Consider the following 15,202-nt stretch of genomic DNA (forward strand, 5'->3'; position numbering starts at 1 on the left):
ATCTATCGCTCTGATTTAGCAGCACAAGATCATAGTATCGCCTGTTCAGCGATACTACCATACACAAGGCTGCATACTCAGGCAGCTCTTAGTGTTTATCAATCTTGTAGTGCTTGTTTAGGCTACAAACCTTGCCCTTTGCTCAGGGCTTGGAAGCATGCAGCTCTCTGTGCGACCAGCTATTCTGTAGCGGTTTTTGGCTACCAGGCGGTACACAAAATTCCGGAAAGATAAAGGAATAATGCGGAAAATAGAAAGTATGGAAAGGGGAAAATCAAGGTGGCCTGCTATCCGCAGCGCCGCTTCAGACTCTGCGTATAGCTTACCATTCTCGTAAAAAAGTATAGAATCAGGCAAAGGATCAGGTATTTGAGCCTTTGGCACCAAAGCTTCTAGCACACCTGACTGCAGCGCCGCAAAGTATAGGTGCTGGCGCTTGTTATGCTTCAGCACTACCTGCACACTGCCCTGGCAAAAGCCACAGGTGCCGTCGTAAAACACGACGGGCCGGCCCTGTAGTTGCTGTATATCTGGTAATGATGTCATTATTGTACTATCTCTACCCAACCTTTATAAGTAGATCTGGCCCTGGCTGGATCTAATGTATAGAATTCCACTTCCGCCTCATAGTAGTAAGTACCATCGGTCAGGCGGTTACCATCTTTATCTACACCTGGCCAGTTAATGTAGCGGCCTTCACCTTCTGTAACCTTGCCACTGTCATACACCTGCACACCCCAACGGTTGTATACTTTAAACCTCATACTTCTAATAAAGGCTCTTACTTTAGGACGGAATACGTCATTTAGGTTATCTCCATTAGGAGTTATAATGTTTGGAAGTATAAATGAGATACAGTTGTCTTTGCACACCTCATTACTGAACGCACTCTCGCGCCCGTTCACGTCGGTAGCGGTTACTACATAGCAGCCAGCAAATGATTGCAAGCCGCTGTGCGTGTATGTAGTTTCAGTGGTTGTATCCAGAGGCGTATACTCTGCCTCAAGTGTAGGCTTTAAGTATACTGTGTAGTAAGCTATCTCATCTGTACAATCGCCAGTAATGTTCGGCGCCCACGTCAGCACGTTCTGGTACGGCGGTTCGGTAGGGTTCTGCTCAAACAGGCTACAATCCAATACATCAATGCTAAGTTCCGGGGGACAGATGTTTTTCGGTAGCGTTACACACACCCGCTGGCTGTTGTTAAGCAGCGGCTCCGGCAGTCCCTCAATCTGGTAAGTACCGGCTGTTTGCACGTAGTAGCAGTACTCCTGCCCACGCAGCAGCTCCTGCCCGTTAAATGTACCTGTATCAGTATAGGCCCCTCCAGTAGCAGATGCGGAAACGCTGTCTATTAGTGTAGACTCACCATCTACCTCGCGATAGATATAATGCTGCAGCACCTGGTTGTTCCAAGGCACCTCATATGTCCAGTTAAGTTGTATCTCTTTTATGTTCTCACCTTCTGATGGTGTTGCCTCTAAGTACACACTAGACGCTTCAGTGCTATCACGAAGTGAAGTAGGCTGCCCTCCAGGTGTTGGTGTTTGATAGAACTCCAGGCGGTAGCGGTAAGCATTTTCTACCGTATTTAGGCCTCTGTCCACAAAGGTGGTGTCATTCATGTTGCGGGTTCTCTTCACTTCTGTAAAGCCCTCTCCTGGTCCCATACCCACTTTCCGATACAGGCGATACTCCAGCGGAGGTGTCAGCGCCTCAACTTCTATAGGCTGTGCCCACTTCACGGTAATCTGCCCGTTGGTCTGGTCAGTCACATCTACCGTCACGTTTGTCAGGTATGGGATGTCCTGGTCTATCACCACGCAGGCCTCTATAGAGGCAAGGCTCTCTCCGCGTGGCTGTGCCGGGAAGGTTGCATAGATGATATAGCAGTACTCTACCCCAGCTTTCAGGCCTGCGCCATTGTTGTCATCGAAAAAGGTTACTTGCCCGGCGTCTACCTCTCCTATCAGCACATAGCCTGTAGAAGCCGGTACTCCTGTCTGGCACTCATCCGGAACAAAGTTGCTCGGCCCTTCGCGTCGGTAAATGCGGATCTTATCAGCATTCTGGCAGACATAAGAATCCCAGGTCAGGGTCACGTTTCGGTCCGCACTTGCGGCATTCAGGTTTTGAGGCGGAGGGCCAATTACCCTGATGTTCCAAGGCTGCACATCAGCTAGCCTCTTGTCACCGTCAGGACGAACGTCTTCGGCACGGAATACTACCTGGTATGGTGCTTCACGAACATCTTCGCAGGTTGTGTTCCAGATAAGCTCGCCTGTAGCAACGCCAGGGTTTCTGGTAACCTGGCGGAAAGTGGCAGGAGGCACAATACCACTACCAGCCACAGTCAGGTTAATCAGGTCACCATCCGGGTCAGTGGCTCTAACAATGCCTCTTAGTGTAGTTCCGGCTACCACACAAGTATCTTTTGGTTGCAGCACAGGAGGGCGGTTCTCGTTTTCCTCTACCCGTATCTGCATATCCCGTATTACCTGTCCAATCTTTACGGCACCTCCGTTAGGCCCGACTCGCCACTCCTCCACTACAAAGGCTATATTATACTCCCCTGCCACACAGGGGGCGTCCCAAGTGAGCTGACCTGTATTACGGTCAAGTGTAAAAATGGCAGGGCCGCTGTCGTCGGAAGTACGGCAGTTAAATGTTTGGTTAGGATGGCTGTAGCCAGGAACCACAGCAATGGCACCACTTGGCTGCTCATACTGTGGCGCAATCAGTCTGAAAACAAGGCTGTCGCCATCGGCATCGTAGGCACCAGGGTTATGGGTAAACTTGCGGAAAAGGGCAGCCTTATCAAGCGGAGCTACTGTAAGTACAGGTGTACTATTAAAGCCACGCAGGGCATTGATATCAATGGTAGTAGAGATAAAGAAAGAGCGCTGGTCAGAAGGTGGCGCCATGTTCAGGATGCCGTTATTACGGTTCTCCCCAATCCAGTAAGTGGTAAAACTACCATCTGATGGGTAAGTGTACTCCCACTCAAACACCTCCTTGTCCGTATCTGCACTGATTGGAGTTACCGATTTTCGCGGTACTATAAGTGTAGTGTTGCCAGCCCCTGTATATATTGTCACCTCCGGGTCCTCGGCTTGCGAGAAGTGGTTGGTGTAAATGATCATAGTAAAGAAAAAGCGGCGAGGGTTAGGGTTCGGCGTAGTGTCCCTCTTGGCAGTGATATCCCCTGCTCTAATATGAGTAGCCTGTACTTCTGAAAAAGTACCCAACAACAGTAAAATCAACACCCACAACAGACTCCCATGCAGCAGATACTTCAGGCGTATAAGGTTTAGCATAGATGGATCGGGTTAGGCAGTAAATGTAGCTATATTCTTAAACTTAATTAATACATAAATGTTGTGTAAGTAGACGTGTTGCGGGAAAAAGGCGCAGATTTTAAGAGGTACGGATACCAATTTAGATTGATTCAAAATATGAATCCAAAATTGTTTTCTAAACGGTCCGAATGTACCTTTGAGCGTTAAAGATAACGCTTAAATCACTTAACCTATAACAAACACAGATGAATTGGTTTACTAAAACGTTTTCCAGTACAGTCGGGCGAAAGATCGTGATGTCCGTTACGGGTCTTTTCCTTTGCTCCTTTCTGGTAGTGCACCTGATTGGAAACCTGCAGTTGTTCCGAAACGACGGCGGTGCTGCTTTCAACCTCTACTCGGACTTCATGGCCCACAATGCTATCATCCGTATCATGGAGATTGTATTGGTGCTTGGATTTGTGTTCCACATCTACGATGCTGTTGTACTTACCAGACGTAATAAGGCTGCTCGCCCTGTGGATTATGCAAACAACCACCCGGAGGAGAACAGCACCTGGTCATCTCGTAACATGGGTCTTCTGGGTACAGTTATCCTGGTGTTCCTGATCATCCACCTGTGGAACTTCTTTGTACCGGCTCGCTTTGGCGGCTTGGAAGGCGTGGTAATCGAGGATGTTGAGTATGACAACCTTTACCTGAAAGTGGTACAGTCGTTCCAGATCTGGTGGTATGTACTAATCTATGTGATCTCTATGGTAGCACTTGCTTATCACCTGATCCATGGCTTCCAGAGTGCCTTCCAAACACTTGGCCTTGACCACAAGAAGTACACGCCGTTCATCCAGAAATTTGGTGTAGCCTTCTCTGTTCTGGTTTGCCTGGGCTTTGCCGCAATCCCACTCTATTTCTTCTTCTTTGTGTAAAAAAAGCTTTCTATAGTTGCTATGATATTAGATTCTAAAATCCCGGAAGGCCCATTGGCTGAGAAGTGGGATAAACATAAATTTGATGTAAAGCTGGTTAACCCGGCCAACAAGCGCAAGTATGATATTATTGTAGTAGGTACAGGTCTTGCCGGTGCCTCTGCTGCTGCTACCTTCGGTGAGCTTGGCTACAACGTTAAGGCTTTCTGCTTTCAGGATTCACCACGCCGTGCACACTCTATTGCAGCACAAGGTGGTATCAACGCTGCCAAGAACTACCAAAACGACGGTGACTCTGTTTTCCGTCTCTTCTATGACACGATAAAAGGTGGTGACTACCGTGCCCGTGAGGCAAACGTGTACCGCCTGGCACAGGTATCTGTTAACATCATCGACCAGTGCGTGGCGCAGGGTGTACCTTTTGCACGTGATTACGGCGGGTTGTTGGCTAACCGTTCATTCGGTGGTGCTCAGGTATCCCGTACCTTCTATGCCCGTGGCCAAACTGGACAGCAGCTGCTATTGGGAGCTTACTCTGCCCTGAACCGTCAGATCGCTTACGGTAAGGTTAAGATGTACCCTCGTACTGAAATGCTGGACCTTGTAATGGTTGACGGTAAAGCTCGTGGTATTGTGGTTCGTAACCTGATCACAGGTAAGATCGAGTCGCACAGTGCACACGCAGTGGTATTGGCAACAGGTGGCTACGGTAACGTGTTCTTCCTTTCTACCAACGCGATGGGCTCTAACGCTACAGCCGCATGGAGAGCATACAAAAAAGGAGCTCTTTTCGCTAACCCTTGCTATACACAGATTCACCCAACCTGTATTCCGGTTTCCGGTGGTTATCAGTCTAAACTGACGCTGATGTCAGAGTCGCTCCGTAACGACGGACGTGTGTGGGTGCCAAAGACCAAAGAGATTGCTGAGAGGTTAAGAAAAGGAGAGATCACTGTAAACGATATCGCTGAAGCTGACCGTGATTACTACCTGGAGCGTAAGTATCCTGCCTTCGGCAACCTTGTACCACGTGACGTGGCCTCTCGTAATGCTAAACTGGTTTGCGACGAAGGTCGTGGCGTTGGTTCCTCAGGTCTTGCCGTTTACCTGGACTTTGCCGATGCTATCAAGCGTGACGGACAAGCAGCCATTGCAGCCAAGTATGGTAACCTCTTCGAGATGTATGCGAAGATCACAGACGAGAACCCGTACGAAAGACCGATGCGTATTTACCCGGCTGTACACTATACTATGGGTGGTCTGTGGGTTGACTACAACCTGATGACGAGCATCCCTGGTCTATATGCTGCTGGTGAGGCAAACTTCTCTGATCACGGTGCTAACCGCCTTGGTGCATCTGCTCTTATGCAAGGTCTGGCAGACGGTTACTTTGTACTGCCATATACTATCGGCGATTACCTGGCTAAAATGCCTTACGATAAGGTTCCGGTGGATCACCCTGCATTCCTGGAAGCTGAGAAAAACGTGGTGGACATCAACAACAAACTTCTTTCAATCAATGGTAACCGCACAGTAGATGAATTCCACAAAGCACTTGGTGCCATTATGTGGGAGTACTGCGGTATGGCTCGTAATGCTGAAGGCCTGCAGTTCGCAAAGCAGGAGATCCGCAAACTTCGTGATGAGTTCTGGCGTGATGTTAAAGTTGTTGGCGTGAACGAAGAGCTAAATATAACGCTGGAGAAGGCTAACCGTGTTGCTGACTTCCTGGAACTTGGTGAACTGATGGTAGAAGATGCCCTGCACAGAAATGAGTCTTGTGGTGGTCACTTCCGCGAAGAATACCAGACACCAGAGAATGAGGCCTTGCGTGACGACGAGAACTTTGCCTATGTAGCTGCCTGGGAGTTTACAGGTGTGGGTAACGACCCAGTGCTGCACAAGGAAGACCTGAAGTTTGAAAACGTTAAGCTGACGCAGCGTAGCTATAAATAATTGATAATGAATACTTATGATAAGCTTTAGAAATAGAGCCTGTCATAGATCTAAATTCGTAATTCATAATTGATAATATCATGGCTGGAAGTAATCCAAATGCTAAACCGATGGACCTTACACTAAAGGTTTGGCGCCAAAAAGATAAAAATTCACCAGGTCAAATGGTGACCTACCCTATAAAGGGAATCTCTCCGGATATGTCTTTCCTGGAGATGCTGGACGTGCTTAACGAAGACATATTGCTAAGAGGAGAGGATCCAATTGCATTTGACCACGACTGCCGTGAAGGTATCTGTGGTATGTGCAGCCTCTTTATCAATGGTCGTCCGCATGGCCCAGAGCGTGGTACTACTACCTGCCAGCTGCACATGCGTCACTTCAAAGATGGTGAAACCATCACGATTGAGCCATGGAGAGCAGCTGCCTTCCCGGTACATAAGGACCTGGTAGTTGATCGTTCAGCGTTTGACCGCATCCAGCAAGCTGGTGGTTATGTATCGGTAAACACTGGTGGTGTACCTGATGCCAACGCTATTCCAATTTCAAAATCAATTGCTGATAAAGCATTTGATGCTGCAACCTGTATACAGTGTGGAGCTTGTGTAGCTGCCTGTAAGAATGCCTCAGCTATGCTGTTCGTTTCTGCCAAGGTATCTCAGCTGTCACTGTTGCCACAAGGTCAGGCTGAGCGTAAAACACGTGTGGAGAACATGGTAGCGCAGATGGACATTGAAGGATTTGGTGCTTGTACAAACACTGGTGCCTGTGCTGCTGAGTGTCCTGTTGGTATCTCTTTGGAGAACATCAACATGCTTAGAAGAGAATTTATCGCAGCTAAAGCCACTTCTGAGAACCTTTAGCGAGATATAAATCTATAAGTATAAAAGGCGAGGCAGTTACTGTTCTCGCCTTTTATGTTTTAGAAATTGCATCAATTAACTATACTTTCTACTTTCGCTACCTAGCAATAAAATAGAAATCGAGCATCGCTCAAACCTATTGTTGGTTCAGCAGTTATGAGTAAAGCCGCCAGCACCAACAGGGTGATAGAATGTCAAAACGTATGATCACATTAATATCAGGTACTAACAGACCAAATTCAAATAGCAGGGCAATCGTTAATATCTATGCTGAAATGTTGGAGAAGCATGGAGAGCCATATCAAATATTAGACCTAGCCGAACTACCTGCAGATTTTACCTATTCAGCCTTGTATAAGAATACAGGCAAGAACGAAGAGTTCAACAGGCTAACAGCCATGATTGCCAATGCTGATAAGTTTGTGTTTGCAGTACCAGAGTATAACTCCTCCTTCCCTGGTGTGCTGAAGGCCTTTATTGATGGCTTGGATTACCCTTATACTTTCAAGGATAAAAAAGGTGCTTTGATAGGTCTATCATCAGGTATGCAAGGAAGTGGATTGGCGCTTAGCCATTTGTCTGACATCCTTAACTACCTAGGAATGCATGTAATGGCAACGCGTATCAAACTAGCTCACATAGAGAAAAACTTTAATGGAAAGCAGCTTACAAACCAGTTGTATCAGGAGCTACTGGAGGAACATGTTGAGCAGTTTATCAAATTCTAGTCTTCTACTATAGAACATAAAAAAAGCGCCCGCAGCTATTAAACTGCGGGCGCTTTTTTTATACCTAGTCAAACCTGCTAGTCTACATTATCATGTAGAAAACGGTTATCACCTAGTATTTCGTTATCATCGTTTAAGTTGAAACGAGAGATGTTTCTCTCAGAAGAGTGAGCTACTCTATCCAAGGCAACATTGCGACGAAGATAAGCAGGTACTTCCAGCTTCTCTTTGATAGCCTCAGAAGTAGTCTCTGAGCTTAGCATGCGCAGACGCTCACGACGCTCTTCTGCACGACGCTGCATCAGCTCACGCTCTTCCAACTGGCGCTGTGCTGCCTCTTCTTTCTCACGTACTTCACGCGCTTCCTCTTCCCGATAGCTGTTTTGGAAATCGTTTTGTGAGTTTCCATCCAGTTCAAACACAATGCGCTGTGGCTGCTGTGGTTGAGGCTGTGCTTGCTGCTGCTGTGACTGCTCAGGGCGACGCGGTGCACTGTTATCGAAGTTGCTTGGCTGCGGTTGCGGAGCTGCAGGTTTAGGAGCAGCGACCGGAGCTGGCGCAACAGGCTTAGATACGAATGTCGCAACCTCTGGCTCAGGCTTTGCAGGCTCAGCTACTTCAATTTTTTTTTGGCTCTCTAAGTCAAAAACTGTTTTTTTTGGCTCGATGATGCTCTCCGCATCGCTGGCAAAGCCAGTAGCTATCACAGTTACACGAATACTCTGACCAAGCGAAGCATCAATACCGTGGCCGAAGATAACCTCAGCTTCCTGGCCGGCTTTGTCCTGAATGTATTCAGTGATTTCTGTCAACTCATCCATTTCCAGCTCGGCCTGCTCACCAGACATAATTGAAAGCAGGATTCTCTGAGCCCCATGAATGTCAGTGTTGTTCAGCAATGGAGAAGAAAGCGCCTCCTCGGCGGCACGAAGAGCACGGCCCTCTCCCTCTGTTGTCGCAGAACCCATCACTGCGGCACCAGAGTCTTTCATTACCGTTTTCACGTCCTCAAAGTCCACGTTCACCTCAGCAGTAACCGTTATGATTTCAGCAATAGACTTTGCGGCAGTCGTTAACACGTTGTCCGCCTTTGCAAAAGCTTCACGTATGGTCAGGTTGCCGAACATCTCGCGAAGTTTATCGTTCAGGATCACCAGGATCGTGTCGCAGTTCTCACCAAGCTCCTTAACACCGTTCTCTGCGGCAGTCTTTTTCTTTCTACCTTCGAACGCAAAAGGGGCTGTTACGATACCCACTGTCAAAATACCCAATTCCTTCGCCACTTTGGCAATGACAGGAGCAGCACCAGTACCAGTACCTCCACCCATACCAGCAGTGATAAACACCATCTTGGTATCATTGCTCAGCATTTCACGAATCTCCTCCTTACTTTCCAGAGCAGCTTGTTTACCTTTTTCAGGGTTGGCACCGGCACCAAGTCCCTCTGTGAGGTTCTCACCAATCTGTAGCTTGTTAGGCACGGCGGCACTCTGCAGCGCCTGTGCATCTGTGTTACAGATGATGAACTCCACGTCTTTGATGCCCTGGTTGTACATGTGGTTAACGGCATTACTGCCACCACCTCCCACACCGATGACCTTTATTATGGACTTGCCGCTGGATGGCAAATCAAATGTGTATGCTGGTGTCATGCTATTTCTCCTGCTATTATGGGTTGATAAGTTTATTTGTTAGTCTATGTCGTCTGATAAGAAGCCTTTTAGCTTTTGCAGCAGTCCCCCACCGCTGTTGCTATTTGTACTCTTAGGCTCCACAGCCGGCTTTGTGTATACTTGCTCTTCTACTCCTTTGTAGCGCTCCACGCGCTGATCGAGTGGCTGATATCCTGCCAACACCAGGCCCACGCTTGTGGCGTACATTGGGCCTTTTACGGCATCAACTTTCGATCTGCCCAGGTGCTCGTTCGGATAACCGATACGGGTATCCATGCCGGTAATATACTCTACCAGCTGCACCAGGTTCTGCAATTGGGCGCCACCACCAGTAATTACAATACCTCCAGCGAGGCTGTTGGCGTAACCTGAGCGTACTATCTCAGCATATACCAACTCCACGATCTCCTCCATTCTGGCCTCAATAATATAAGCCAGGTTTTTTATAGAGATTTCCTTCGGAGTACGATCACGCAGACCAGGTATAGAAACGATTTCGTTATCTGAAGCCTCATCAGCGATTGCTCTTCCGAACTTCACCTTTAACTGCTCAGCCTGGTTTTGCATCACCATACATCCCTGCTTTATGTCAGAGGTTATGATGTTGCCTCCAAAAGGAAGAACTGCCGTATGGCGGATAATATTGTCTTTAAAGATGGCCAGGTCTGTTGTACCGCCGCCAATATCTACCAATGCTACGCCAGCTTCTTTCTCCTCATCGCTCAGTACTGACATACTTGAAGCTAATGGCTCCAGTATTAACTGATCTACTTCGAGGCCTGCGCGGGCGACACATTTATTGATATTATTGATGGCATTGGACTGTGCTGTGATGATATGGAAGTTACCCTCCAAACGCACACCTGACATACCAACAGGATCCACGATACCTTCTTCGTAATCAACTTTATACTCCTGTGGCATCACGTGAATGATCTCACTGCCCGGAGGTGTTACCAAGCGGTACATATCGTTGGTGAGGCGGTTTACATCCTCCACTGTGATCTCATCGTCAGTTACCTGGCGTGTAATGCTGCCATTGTGCTGCAGGCTTTTGATATGCTGCCCTGCAATACCTACGTTCACCACGCCGATGTTAATCTTCGCTTGCTCTTCAGCCTGGCTAATCGCTTTCTTTATGGCTTCGACAGTCTTATCGATATTACTCACAATGCCTCGCACCACTCCCTCTGACACGGCTTTACCCATGCCCAATATCTCCAGCTTGCCAAACTCATTTCTCCGACCTACAAGTGCGCAAACCTTGGTTGTCCCAATATCCAAGCCTACTACTATTTTGTCGTTCTGCATATCGTGTGTCTATTATTCGCAAATAATCTGATCTTCATACTCAACGTTAACTCTTTTGTAGCGCTCCCAGCCCATGGTAGGCAGAACCTGCTTATACAGAATTGCTAACTTTTTAAACTTCTCCTCCACCTTCACCGGCTTACCGAACTCAATCGTATGTTCGCCTACCTGTGGCAGAAAAGAAACCTTGCCTTTGCCATCTATATGCATTTGGGCAAGCTGGGCCTTCCAAAACTCGTCCTTCTCGATGAACTGGAGCAATGAAAGGTAAGACTGGCCTAGGGAATCTTTAAAAAACCCTTTGTCAGTTGGTTGTATTAGAGCTGACTTAGTTATTGGGATTACACGAGCGGTGTACCTGTCTGAGAGCGGAAGAATATTCCCCTCTGCGTCGATGTATACATCTTGATCTGATCGTATAATTCTTGCAATAGGCCTGTTCTGTTTTACAAATACCTGGATGTTTCCATCTAATCCTTTAAAGACCTCCGCATCCCTCACAAATTTATGCGATTCTATGCGTTTTTCAAGGTTTTTCAGATCGATGTTCTCATTAGAGAGACCTTCGAGTTTACGTTCGCCTTCTCGTGTTAGCAAACCTCGAACTTCTTTATCCCCAATAAAGTAATTGTTGTACTCATTATCAATTTTTATTGTGACTTTTTCACAGATTTTTTCATTCTGTTTAGAAGAAGCAAAACCTGCAAGAGCACCAATTGATAGGATACTACAACCTGCAAAAATTAAAGATTTTATTCTACTATTCAAGCCCATACACTTTATTTTCTAAAAAATTTCTGATAGGCTTAACCAGCGTGTCAATGTCACCGGCTCCAACAGTTGCCAAAACATCAAAATCGCCGTTTTTAAGCAGATTTTCCACAACTTCCTCTTTATGCATCAGCTCTTTTACAGGGCTTGTGACCTGCTGTAAAATAACATCTGAGGTAACTCCAGGCAGCGGTTTTTCACGCGCCGGATATATATCAAGCAACACCAGTTCATCAGCCTTGCTCAAGCTCTCAGCAAACTCGTCTGCAAAGTCACGCGTGCGGCTGAACAGGTGAGGCTGAAATATCACTTTTATTCGTTTTTCAGGATAGAGTGCCCGCAGGGATTCCATAAAAGCGTCGATCTCTTTTGGGTGGTGTGCATAATCGTCGATATACACTTTGCCGTTCCCTTCAAAGACAAACTCAAACCGACGCTTTACACCTGTAAATGCTTCTACTCCGGCACTTATATCCGATGTTGGCACCTGTAGTACCTGTGCTGCTAGTACTGCCGCCAAAGTATTCTCAGTATTATGGAAACCAGGCACCCCTAGCCTCAATCCCCCTATGTTACCAAGCGGGCTTACCACATCGAACTCAAACCAACGGCCATTCACCTGTAGGTGCTCTACATGTGCCTCTCCACTGTTCAAACTATACTTGTAAACCTGCACCCCCTCCTGTACTAAATCCGTCAGACACGGGTCCGTTGCTTCGTGCAGAAACAGGAAACCTCCTGGTTTGATTTGGCTTATGAACCGCTGGAAAGTGCGGATCAGTTCCTCCCGATCACCATAAATATCCAAATGATCTGGGTCTGCAGAAGTTACAATGGCAATATCTGGAAACAGCGTCAGGAAGGAACGATCATACTCATCGGCCTCCACTACAATCACCTCCTTTTCAACCTCACCTTTACCAATAAGCAGGTTTGAGTTGAGGTTGGTAGAAATGCCTCCTAAAAAGGCTGAGCAGTCCACACCGGCATGATGCAGCAGGTGCGCCACAATACTGGAGGTAGTGGTTTTACCATGTGTTCCAGCCACAGCCACTGTATAAGCGGCTCCGGTAATGATGCCAAGTACTTCGGAGCGTTTCTTTATAGTATATCCCTGCTCTTTCAGGTACGCCCACTCGGTATGCTCTGCAGGAATGGCTGGAGTCAACACGACCAAGGTCTCAGCTTTGTGCTGGAGAACTACCTGTGGCAGATGCTCCACATCATCCTCATAATGCACAACAATCCCCTCCTGCTCCAGTGCCTCAGTTAACGCGGTACGGGTTTTATCATATCCCCACACCGGATACCCCTTAGCCTTGAACCAGCGGGCGATGGCACTCATACCGATGCCGCCAATGCCCAGGAAGTAGATATAGCTGTAGTCCTCCAGTCTCACTTGATCAGTTTTACCAGTTCGTTTACGATGTCGGCTGCAGCGTTTGGCCGCGCCATTTTTAATATATTTTGGTGCAGTCGTTGCTGCTCCTGTTCACTTTTCAACAAAGCTAGCGCCGTTGGCACCAGCTTTTCCATAGACTCCACGTCGCGCACTAGTAGAGCAGCCTCCTGCTGTACCAGTGCCATGGCATTCTTTGTCTGATGGTCTTCGGCCACATTTGGCGAAGGCACTAAAACGGCAGGTTTCCCGGCAAGGCAAAGCTCAGATATTGATAAGGCCCCAGCTCTGGAAATCACCACATCGGCAGCAGCGTATGCTAGGTCCATGCGCTTGATAAAATCAAGAGCCCGGATGCCTTGGTTCTTATACTTTGCTTCCAGCTCCTGAGCTTTAGGGAAAAAGGCCTTGCCTGTTTGCCAGATTAACTGGTAACCAGCATCGGCTATACTTTGCAGGCCTCTCGCTATACTTTGGTTGATCGTTCTGGCGCCAAGGCTGCCACCTATTACCAGTATTGTTTTCTTCTCTGTACTTAAGCCAAAGTGTTGCAGCGCCTCTTCACGCTTTCCATCTAAATTCATGATGTCAGCGCGTACCGGATTTCCGGTCAGCACTATTTTATCAGCAGGAAAGAAAGCCTCCATATTGGGATAAGCCACGCATACTTTCTGCACACGCTTAGCCAGAAGCTTGTTTGTTATGCCTGCATAAGAATTCTGCTCCTGAATAAGCGCTGGTATACCACGTGAGGTAGCTGCATAAAGCAGCGGACCACTGGCATAACCGCCTACACCTACTACTGCATCTGGCTTAAACTCTTTAATGATCTTATGTGAGGCACGAACACTGCTTATCACTTTTAGTGGGAAAGACAGGTTATCCAGCGTTAACCGTCGCTGCAAACCGCTGATCCATAAGCCCACAATTTTATAGCCTGCCTCCGGCACACGTGTCATCTCCATACGGCCCTGCGCACCCACAAACAAAATTTCTGCCTCCGGATTAACTACACGCAACTGGTTAGCAATAGCCACAGCAGGATAAATATGCCCGCCGGTACCGCCGCCGCTAATGATCACGCGATATTGTCTATCCTGCTTAGGCATTAACTGGTGTATTTAAAGGTGCGCTAGCAGAAACCACAGATTCTTCGTTCAAATCTTTGCGGCTCACGCTAAGTATAATTCCAACAGAAATTCCGGTAAAGATCAAAGAGGTACCACCCATACTTAGGAGCGGTAACGGCAGACCCGTTATTGGCCCAAGTCCTACAGCCACAGCCATATTCACCATTCCCTGCAGCACTAAGCTAAAGCTCAGCCCTGCTGATAACAGACCAGCAAAGGCTCCATCACTTTTATTAACAGTTACCAGACCCCGGTAAAGGAGCGCCAGGTATAGAAACAGCACCACCACGCCGCCTACCAAACCATACTCTTCCAGTATAATGGCATAAATAAAGTCTGAGTAAGGGTGAGGCAGAATGTCACGCTGGTCGCTGTTGCCCGGGCCTTTCCCTACCACACCCCCAGTAGCAATGGCTATGTAAGACTGCTCCAGCTGAAACGGCACCTCATTAGGATCCATAAAGTCTTCCAGGCGGCTCATAGCCGTGCCCATACGCTGACCAGCTGCCAAAGCTCCTCCTCCTACAACTACACCGATCAGCATAACTGTACCCAAATATTTGACTGGAACCCTGCCAATAAACATCAGCAGCATGCAGGTGGCGAACAGCAATAGCGCTGTGGAAGTGTTGGTCAGCGCTATCATAGCACAAATAACCACAGTCCAAACCATCATGGGTAGCAATGTAGCCTTCCAGTTTTCAAGCTCCTTCTGCTTTTTAGAAAGCATACTTGCCAGGTAAGAGATCAGAGCAAGTTTAGCTAAGTCGGAGGGCTGAAAAGTCTGGTTGATAACAGGTATGGTGATCCAACGGGAAGCTTCGTTGATATTTGCCCCATAGAAGTAAGTTATGATCAGGAGTGGTGCAGAAACAATCAGCGCCACCAGCGATAGTTTTGAATAGAAGCGGTAAGGGATTTTGTGTGCCAGCCACATAAATGCCAGTCCGACCAAAATCAGGAAAGTATGTTTAAAGAGGAAGTACTCTGTGTTCCCCTCCATCTTTTTATAAGCCAGAGTACCGGTGGCAGAGTATACCACGGCAACGCTGATCAGCGAGAACGCGATCACGATACCCCACAGCACGGAATCTCCCTTCAGGTTTTTCTGCAACCAATGCTTTACCATACCTTTGGCTCTACTCG

Annotated in this window: 12 protein-coding genes; 4 read left to right on the plus strand and 8 right to left on the minus strand. The window is 47.6% G+C overall.

From position 1 onward, the window contains the following. Positions 1 to 117 precede the first annotated feature (117 nt). Positions 118 to 546: a thiol-disulfide oxidoreductase DCC family protein gene (locus PKOR_RS22025; RefSeq protein WP_046313546.1), complete on the minus strand. Its 429-nt coding sequence runs from the start codon at positions 544 to 546 to the stop codon at positions 118 to 120. Next, on the minus strand, positions 546 to 3,317 hold the full coding sequence (locus PKOR_RS22030) for a T9SS type B sorting domain-containing protein (RefSeq protein ID WP_235336957.1): 2,772 nt from the start codon (positions 3,315 to 3,317) through the stop codon (positions 546 to 548). Before PKOR_RS22030 ends, PKOR_RS22025 begins: the two co-directional genes overlap by 1 nt. A 227-nt stretch (positions 3,318 to 3,544) precedes the next feature. Here PKOR_RS22030 and PKOR_RS22035 point away from each other — a divergent pair, with 227 nt between their 5' ends. The 4 genes from PKOR_RS22035 to PKOR_RS22050 all read left to right on the plus strand — a co-directional run bounded on the left by PKOR_RS22035 (position 3,545) and on the right by PKOR_RS22050 (position 7,772). Beyond that, positions 3,545 to 4,225 (plus strand): succinate dehydrogenase cytochrome b subunit, encoded by a 681-nt coding sequence (locus PKOR_RS22035; RefSeq protein ID WP_046313547.1) that lies wholly within the window; start codon positions 3,545 to 3,547, stop codon positions 4,223 to 4,225. Positions 4,226 to 4,246: 21 nt separating this feature from the next. Beyond that, on the plus strand, positions 4,247 to 6,181 hold the full coding sequence (locus tag PKOR_RS22040; protein ID WP_046313548.1) for a fumarate reductase/succinate dehydrogenase flavoprotein subunit: 1,935 nt from the start codon (positions 4,247 to 4,249) through the stop codon (positions 6,179 to 6,181). Between the two features lie 110 nt (positions 6,182 to 6,291). Then, on the plus strand, positions 6,292 to 7,044 hold the full coding sequence (locus PKOR_RS22045) for a succinate dehydrogenase/fumarate reductase iron-sulfur subunit (protein ID WP_046313549.1): 753 nt from the start codon (positions 6,292 to 6,294) through the stop codon (positions 7,042 to 7,044). A 203-nt stretch (positions 7,045 to 7,247) separates the two neighbouring features. Next, entirely contained in the window at positions 7,248 to 7,772 is a 525-nt protein-coding gene (locus PKOR_RS22050) for an NADPH-dependent FMN reductase (RefSeq protein WP_046314772.1), read from the plus strand. A gap of 77 nt (positions 7,773 to 7,849) precedes the next feature. On the opposite strand, the gene ftsZ is transcribed toward PKOR_RS22050, so the two are convergent. Genes ftsZ through PKOR_RS22080 form a run of 6 tightly spaced genes read right to left on the minus strand, consistent with a single transcriptional unit; the run spans position 7,850 to position 15,185 of the window. Continuing rightward, complete coding sequence (gene ftsZ, locus PKOR_RS22055) at positions 7,850 to 9,424, minus strand: cell division protein FtsZ (RefSeq protein WP_046313550.1); 1,575 nt, start codon at positions 9,422 to 9,424, stop codon at positions 7,850 to 7,852. Positions 9,425 to 9,463: 39 nt separating this feature from the next. Beyond that, on the minus strand, positions 9,464 to 10,756 hold the full coding sequence (ftsA, locus tag PKOR_RS22060) for a cell division protein FtsA (RefSeq protein ID WP_046313551.1): 1,293 nt from the start codon (positions 10,754 to 10,756) through the stop codon (positions 9,464 to 9,466). Positions 10,757 to 10,768: 12 nt separating this feature from the next. Beyond that, on the minus strand, positions 10,769 to 11,530 hold the full coding sequence (locus PKOR_RS22065; protein WP_046313552.1) for a cell division protein FtsQ/DivIB: 762 nt from the start codon (positions 11,528 to 11,530) through the stop codon (positions 10,769 to 10,771). Continuing rightward, positions 11,517 to 12,926, minus strand: coding sequence for a UDP-N-acetylmuramate--L-alanine ligase (gene murC, locus PKOR_RS22070; RefSeq protein WP_046313553.1), 1,410 nt, complete (start codon positions 12,924 to 12,926; stop codon positions 11,517 to 11,519). The genes PKOR_RS22065 and murC overlap by 14 nt, the downstream gene beginning before the upstream one ends. Next, a complete protein-coding gene (gene murG, locus PKOR_RS22075; RefSeq protein ID WP_046313554.1) occupies positions 12,923 to 14,035 on the minus strand; it encodes an undecaprenyldiphospho-muramoylpentapeptide beta-N-acetylglucosaminyltransferase in 1,113 nt (370 codons plus the stop codon). The genes murC and murG overlap by 4 nt, the downstream gene beginning before the upstream one ends. Continuing rightward, positions 14,028 to 15,185, minus strand: a complete 1,158-nt coding sequence (locus tag PKOR_RS22080; protein WP_046313555.1) for an FtsW/RodA/SpoVE family cell cycle protein — start codon at positions 15,183 to 15,185, stop codon at positions 14,028 to 14,030. The genes murG and PKOR_RS22080 overlap by 8 nt, the downstream gene beginning before the upstream one ends. Positions 15,186 to 15,202: the final 17 nt, after the last annotated feature.

The organism is Pontibacter korlensis, from assembly GCF_000973725.1.
GTDB lineage: Bacteria > Bacteroidota > Bacteroidia > Cytophagales > Hymenobacteraceae > Pontibacter > Pontibacter korlensis.

Excerpts from the sequence above, each read along its gene's own strand:
- PKOR_RS22025 (WP_046313546.1), bottom strand. The coding sequence starts at position 546 with ATGACATCATTACCAGATATACAGCAACTACAGGGCCGGCCCGTCGTG.
- PKOR_RS22030 (WP_235336957.1), bottom strand. The coding sequence starts at position 3,317 with ATGCTAAACCTTATACGCCTGAAGTATCTGCTGCATGGGAGTCTGTTG.
- PKOR_RS22035 (WP_046313547.1), top strand. The coding sequence starts at position 3,545 with ATGAATTGGTTTACTAAAACGTTTTCCAGTACAGTCGGGCGAAAGATC.
- PKOR_RS22040 (WP_046313548.1), top strand. The coding sequence starts at position 4,247 with ATGATATTAGATTCTAAAATCCCGGAAGGCCCATTGGCTGAGAAGTGG.
- PKOR_RS22045 (WP_046313549.1), top strand. The coding sequence starts at position 6,292 with ATGGACCTTACACTAAAGGTTTGGCGCCAAAAAGATAAAAATTCACCA.
- PKOR_RS22050 (WP_046314772.1), top strand. The coding sequence starts at position 7,248 with ATGATCACATTAATATCAGGTACTAACAGACCAAATTCAAATAGCAGG.
- ftsZ (WP_046313550.1), bottom strand. The coding sequence starts at position 9,424 with ATGACACCAGCATACACATTTGATTTGCCATCCAGCGGCAAGTCCATA.
- ftsA (WP_046313551.1), bottom strand. The coding sequence starts at position 10,756 with ATGCAGAACGACAAAATAGTAGTAGGCTTGGATATTGGGACAACCAAG.
- PKOR_RS22065 (WP_046313552.1), bottom strand. The coding sequence starts at position 11,530 with ATGGGCTTGAATAGTAGAATAAAATCTTTAATTTTTGCAGGTTGTAGT.
- murG (WP_046313554.1), bottom strand. The coding sequence starts at position 14,035 with ATGCCTAAGCAGGATAGACAATATCGCGTGATCATTAGCGGCGGCGGT.
- PKOR_RS22080 (WP_046313555.1), bottom strand. The coding sequence starts at position 15,185 with ATGGTAAAGCATTGGTTGCAGAAAAACCTGAAGGGAGATTCCGTGCTG.